We start from the raw sequence: 6,000 nt of genomic DNA on the forward strand, positions 1-6,000 counted from the left end.
CGATTGCGGTGTGGCCGCTTGCGAGTTCATGGTTCACAAGTGACCTCCGGGGCGGATCGAGTGGTTGTGTGTCGCCACGTTCCAACGGCTGAGTGGAAGTAGACAACTACGTGACTTGATAAGGCCCCTTATCGCCGCATGCGTATGATCACATCGGTTTCTAAGGTAGCGTCCCTCGCATCGCAGACCAGACTGAACGAGAGGTGGTGACCCCGTGGAGACTCTGACCATGCAGCAGATCGCCGACCTCGCCGGCGTGAAGCGCCCGGTCGTCTCGGTGTGGCGCTCCCGGTCAGCCGCATCGGAGCACCCCTTCCCTGCGCCGCTGGATCCGGCACGGCTGGTGTTCTCCGCGAACGAGGTCGGCCGCTGGCTGCGCGTCACCGGCCGGGGGAACAACCCGGACGCGCAGGAGGATGCGGCGCTGTTCTCGTCGCTGATGGACCGGGCGGCCTCGCAACTCGACGACGCCTCGGCGCTACTCCTGCTCCACGCGCTGTCCGGTGCGCCGCTGGCTGACCAGAGCCGCGACGACCTCGCGACGCTTCCGGTGGGACACGGAGTGGAGGAAGTTCTGTCCGTGGCGCAGGCGGATAGGGCACTGCGTGACAGCGACCTGGTCGCGTGCGTCGATCGCCTCGCCGAAGCCGGCATGACTGCGACACGGGTGCTCGAACGGCTGGCGCGCCGTCAGGAGAAAAAGGACGCGCCGCTCGCCTCCGAGTCACTCACTGCGAAGGGCGATGCACTCGCGTGTGAGGTGGTCGCGGCGCTGGCTGGCGATTACGACAGGGCACTCGTGCCGTGGGGTCCGGGCGGCCTGCGCCTTCTCACGAGCGTGGTGGCCAGGTCTTCCGAGCTGGATCGCCCGCGAGTCGTTGCGCCAGATGGCCCGACCGGGCCGGTGGACCGACTTCTCTGGCGGTACCTCGCCGCACTCGGCGCCCGCCTGGAATCGGCGACGGCCGGTTCAGCCACGCTTCTCGTCGGGCAGTGGGCGGCGATTCCCTGGGAACGGACTGAGAGCTTCTTCGACTCGATAGACAACGTGGTCCTGGGCCTGGAGCCGGGCAGCGCCGCAGTGGTGTTCGCGCCTGCACCGCTGCTGGTCGACGAGTTACCGGGGACGGACCATCGGCGGCAGATCCTGAGCGGGAGGGGCGGCGACTACGTGGCGCCTCTGCGCTATGTCGCTCGCCTGCCGCGGGGATTGTGCCGGGTCGGTGGCCGTCGCCGGATGGCCGTGTGGGTGCTGGGCGAGTCTGGCGACGCCGCCGGGGACCGGGGCTTCACGACGTTCGGGGAGCATTCGGCGCACGCGCTCGACGCGAGGGAGAACCGGGCGCTCGCCTCCGACGTCGTCGCGGCCCTCCGCGGAGGCGCCGCGCGGCGGAGTCACGCGTTCCTGCGCGGCGAGCACCGACTCACGGAGGCGGTGGTGGTCAGGTCCGCGCTCGCTCTGCCGGTCACCGCCGACGTCGCGGAGGACGGCGGTGATGCGCTGGCCCGCCTGTGGGAGAAGCGCGACGCGTCGGCGTCCGGGGTGCTCGACGGGGTCGACGTGGTGGCGGCCGGATCTGCCGCTGATCACTCCCTGCCGTGGAGAGCGGCGACCACAGGCCAGCACCGGCCGGCCCGGGTGATCACGGGCGTGCGCATCCCCGCTGAGGTCTTCGCGGCGGGCCCGGGCGGCATCGGCGTGATCGGACCGGACGAGGTGCGCGGCCAGTGCGCGCTCGGGTCGAGGTCGGTCGACCTGGTGGAGTTGGTCCGACGCGCGCCTCGTTTCCGGCTCACGGAGCCGGGCGACGTGGTGTTCACGACGACGAGGGGGCCGGCCGCCATTATCGACTCAGTCGGCGGCTATGCAGTTCAGGCGCCGGCCCGGATCCTGCGCTGCCTGGAACCGGTGGAGGGATCGCGACGTATTCTTCCCGAGCTCGCGGTTCGGGACATTTCGGCTGCGCGGGGATCGGATTGCCGTTCGTGGCGGCTGCGCACCGTCGTCGTCGACGCCTGTGGCCCCTGGCGCACGGTGGCGGCACGGGCCGCCGAGCATCGGGCACGGCTCCTGGCCGAGTTGAGTGCGCTCGACGCGCTCACCACTGAACTGTCCGACGGACTCGCGGCGGGCACGCTGCGCATAGACCACAACTACTCAGAGCAGAACAACAAGGAGAACGCCTGATGGCGAAAGTGTTGGTTCCGGTGCCCATGGAGGCATCGACCCCTAAGGAACTCAAGGACACGCTGTGGAAGGCGGCGGACAAGCTCCGCGGGTCCATGGATGCGTCGCAGTACAAGGACGTCGTGCTGGGGTTGGTGTTTCTCAAGTACGTCTCGGACGCCTTCGAAGAGCGCCGTGACGCGATCCGCGAGGAGCTCTCCGGTGAGGACGAGGCCTACCGCGCGGAGACGCTCGAGGACGCCGACGAGTACCTGGGTTCCGGCGTGTTCTGGGTGCCCGCCGAGGCCCGCTGGGAGTACCTCTCGCGGCACGCCAAGGGAATCCCGGCGTCGTCGACCACTGACGCGCAGTCGATCGGTGAGCTGATCGACGCCGCGATGCGCGCGTTGATGCAGGCCAACGAGTCGCTGGTGGGCACGCTGCCGGTGTTGTTCGGGCGGGACAACGTGGACCAGCGACGTCTGGGTGAGCTGGTGGACCTGTTCAACGCGGCGCGTTTCACCGGCGGCGGTGCCTCCAAGGCGCGGGATCTGCTCGGGGAGGTCTACGAGTACTTCCTGGACAAGTTCGCCAAGGCCGAGGGTAAGCGCGGCGGCGAGTTCTACACCCCGCCCGTGGTGGTGCGGACGCTGGTGGAGATCCTCGAGCCGCATTCGGGGCGCGTGTACGACCCGTGCTGTGGGTCGGGGGGCATGTTCGTGCAGACGGAGAAGTTCCTCGAGGGGCACAAGGAGGATCCGACCAACGTCGCGGTGTACGGGCAGGAGCTCAACGAGCGCACGTGGCGGATGGCCAAGATGAACCTGGCGATCCACGGGATCGACTCGCAGGGCCTGGGCTCGCGGTGGGGCGACACCTTCGCCCGCGATATCCACCCTGACATGCAGGCCGACTACGTGATGGCCAACCCGCCGTTCAACATCAAGGACTGGGCGCGGCGCGAGGACGATCCGCGCTGGGTCTACGGGGTGCCGCCCAAGCGCAATGCCAACTACGCGTGGATGCAGCACATCCTCTCTAAGCTGGCAGCGAATGGCGAGGCCGGCGTGGTGATGGCCAACGGCACCATGACCACCTCGACCAGCGGCGAGGGCGACATCCGCAAGGCAATGGTCGAGGGTGACGCGGTGCAGTGCATCGTGGCCCTGCCGGGGCAGTTGTTCCGGGCGACGGGCATCCCGGTGTGCGTGTGGTTTTTCGCGAAGAACAAGGCCGCCGGCAAGGGCGGCTCGGTAGATCGTCGGGGGCAGGTGCTGTTCATCGACGCCCGCGAGCTCGGTCACATGATCGACCGCGTGGAGCGCACGCTGAGCGAGGAGGACCTGCAGCGCATCGCCGAGGTTTTCCGTTCCTGGCGGGGGCGCCCCTCCGCGATGGGCGAGTACGAGGACGTGGCTGGCTTCTGTAGATCGGCCACGCTCGAGGAGATCAAGGCCGCTGGCTACGCGCTCACCCCTGGTCGCTACGTGGGCGCGCCGAAGGCTGAGGAGGACGACGAACCGATCGACGATAAGATCGCTCGGCTGACCGGGGAGCTCACTGCCGCCCTCGACGAGTCGGCGTGGCTGGATGCCGTGGTCCGCGAGCAGCTGGGGAGACTGCAGTGACGAAACTGGCGGATGTCGCGACAATCGTCGATTGTGAGCACAAGACCGCACCGATAAGTGAGAACGGTTCGTACTTTGCAGTCGGGACCCCAGCGATGCGCGGGAACGTCATCGACTTCTCGGAGGCGCGGCCGATCGACCGTGACACATTCGATGCGTGGACTCGCCGCCTGCGACCAAACGCTGGTGACATTCTCTTCGCGAGGGAGGCGCCTGTCGGTCCAGCCGTTCGAATCCCGCAATCGGAGAACGTGGCACCTGGTCAACGCACCGTCTTGATCCGAGCAGAAGCTGCGCAAGTTGACTCCCGGTATCTCTACTACAAGATCGTGAGTCCGCAGTTTCAGGCGGCAGTCGAGGCGGTGTCCGCCGGGTCGACAGTTCCTCACTTGAATGTGGCTGACGTGCGATCCATGGACTTGGGCGAGCTTCCGACGATGGCTGAACAGGTCGCGATTGGCGAGGTTCTCGACGCGCTGGACGACAAGATCGCCGCGAACCGCGACCTCAGGGCGACTCTGAGGTTGATGACAACAGCGTTGGTTCAAGCCGCATCAGGAGAGACTGAGTCGCACGCCTTAGCGAGTGTCTGCTCGACGATTACTCGCGGTATTGCACCCAAGTATGCCGACGGCGGATTACGCGTAATCAATCAAAAGTGTGTGCGTAACGGTGCTGTTGATCTGTCTCAGGCACGATGGTCGTCGTCGGTCCCAAAAAGCGACGAGAAGCTTCTTGTTGACGCTGACGTGCTGATCAATTCGACAGGGCAGGGCACGCTGGGTCGAGTGGGACGCTGGATCGGATATGGCGAACTCGCAACCGTCGACAGCCACGTGTCTATCGTCCGCGTCGATCCCGATCTCGCTGATCCGACGTTCGTTGGAGCAGTGCTCTTGGAGTTGGAAAAGCAGGTAGAGGATCTCGCTGAAGGCAGTACCGGTCAGACTGAACTTCGGCGTGATCACCTGGCTGCACTACAGTTGAGACTTCCAGACCTCGCGATTCAGCGCGCGACAGGCGATCGTATTCGAGTCATGGACAATCGTTCAAACTTGGCCCGGGACGAGAACTTCATTCTCGCCCGCGCCCGCGACGAGCTGTTGCCATTGCTCATGAGCGGCCGGATCACTGTTAAGGACGCCGAGCGCGCTGCCGAGGACGTGCTCTGAGTGTCTCTCCTGTGTTCGTCGACGTTGTTCAGTGAGCATCGGCCACGTCCTCTGAGTGGCACTGAGTTACCAGCGAGGTTAATTCAGCTCCGGACACGGCGACGAACCTCTGGACGATTAACTGGTGGCAGGAGGATTCTCGACCAGAAGGTATCTGCGGTGCCGACTCTGAGGGGGCGCGGTGGCCCGAACCCGCTCCTCTTCAACAAGTCTCCGGAGAACCGGTCGGAGAGAGCCCCTCGACTTTCCGATGAGCTCGGACAACTCGGCGATGGAGATAGGGGCCATCGGAGAGAGCGAGTTGAGCACTGCCTCTTCGGTATCCGCCGGCGCGGCTGGAGCCCCGAAAAGAGCAAACTCTTCAGTCCCTATGGGCGTGAGAACTCCTTCTCGGGTGAGGGCGTGCAATGTGTGCCGTGCGTCATCGGAGTCCATCCCCAACTGATCTCGAGCCGTCGTGACGGTGACACGACCGTCACGCCGGGCAATCGCCAGCAATGCGTCCTCACCACGAGCGAGGTCACGACCGACGGCATTGCGTGCCCAGCGTCGGTGGGCATCAGAATCCGCGCCGTGACGACGAAACTCGACGATGACACTGTCTGGGGTCACAGTGAACTCTGGACTTTCGAGCGAGCGGGCGCGCATTTCGTTGCGCATCAACGGCACCCCGCCGCCCTGCCCTTCTGCCACCTTCCCGCCGGAGCCCAGGGACGGAACATTCTTGAGCATCTGGAGAAGTGTCTGGTTCCGACATTTGGAGATGCCGTTTCCAATGTTGTCCCGCGTCTTCTGCCAGAGCCCGCCGGGACTGGTGACAGTCACTCGGTCCGGGTAGATGTCAACCGCCACAGCTTGTCCCAAGAACATGGGGTGATACTCACGGTGCAGCACGGCGTTGCCGATGGCCTCCCGCAGCACCTCCTCGGGAATCTCCAGCTCATCCGTCCGGCCGGATCCGGTGACAACGGAGTACGTTCTGAGATTCCTGGCTACGGCGGATACCGCGTCAGATACCGGCTCTTCGCATCTG

General features: G+C 65.5%; 4 protein-coding genes. 3 read left to right on the forward strand and 1 reads right to left on the reverse strand.

Annotation, left to right across the window (positions count from 1 at the left end):
* Nucleotides 1-214: 214 nt before the first annotated feature.
* Genes H483_RS22300 through H483_RS38370 form a run of 3 tightly spaced genes read left to right on the forward strand, consistent with a single transcriptional unit; the run spans nt 215 to nt 4,967 of the window.
* Nucleotides 215-2,188, forward strand: a complete 1,974-nt coding sequence (locus H483_RS22300; protein ID WP_017835467.1) for a hypothetical protein — start codon at nt 215-217, stop codon at nt 2,186-2,188.
* The gene (locus tag H483_RS22305; RefSeq protein WP_017835468.1) at nt 2,188-3,795 is read left to right on the forward strand and encodes a class I SAM-dependent DNA methyltransferase; all 1,608 of its coding nucleotides are present in this window, start codon (nt 2,188-2,190) and stop codon (nt 3,793-3,795) included. Before H483_RS22300 ends, H483_RS22305 begins: the two co-directional genes overlap by 1 nt.
* On the forward strand, nt 3,792-4,967 hold the full coding sequence (locus H483_RS38370; RefSeq protein WP_193746834.1) for a restriction endonuclease subunit S: 1,176 nt from the start codon (nt 3,792-3,794) through the stop codon (nt 4,965-4,967). The genes H483_RS22305 and H483_RS38370 overlap by 4 nt, the downstream gene beginning before the upstream one ends.
* A gap of 117 nt (nt 4,968-5,084) precedes the next feature.
* Here the strand turns inward: H483_RS38370 and H483_RS38375 are convergent.
* On the reverse strand, nt 5,085-6,000 hold a 916-nt coding region (locus tag H483_RS38375; RefSeq protein ID WP_305809408.1), incomplete at its 5' end, for an ATP-binding protein.

It is taken from the genome of Dietzia sp. UCD-THP (assembly GCF_000349585.1).
Classification (GTDB): Bacteria; Actinomycetota; Actinomycetes; order Mycobacteriales; family Mycobacteriaceae; genus Dietzia; species Dietzia natronolimnaea_A.

Coding starts and splice junctions, on each gene's coding strand:
- H483_RS22305 (WP_017835468.1), top strand. CDS start 2,188: ATGGCGAAAGTGTTGGTTCCGGTGCCCATGGAGGCATCGACCCCTAAG.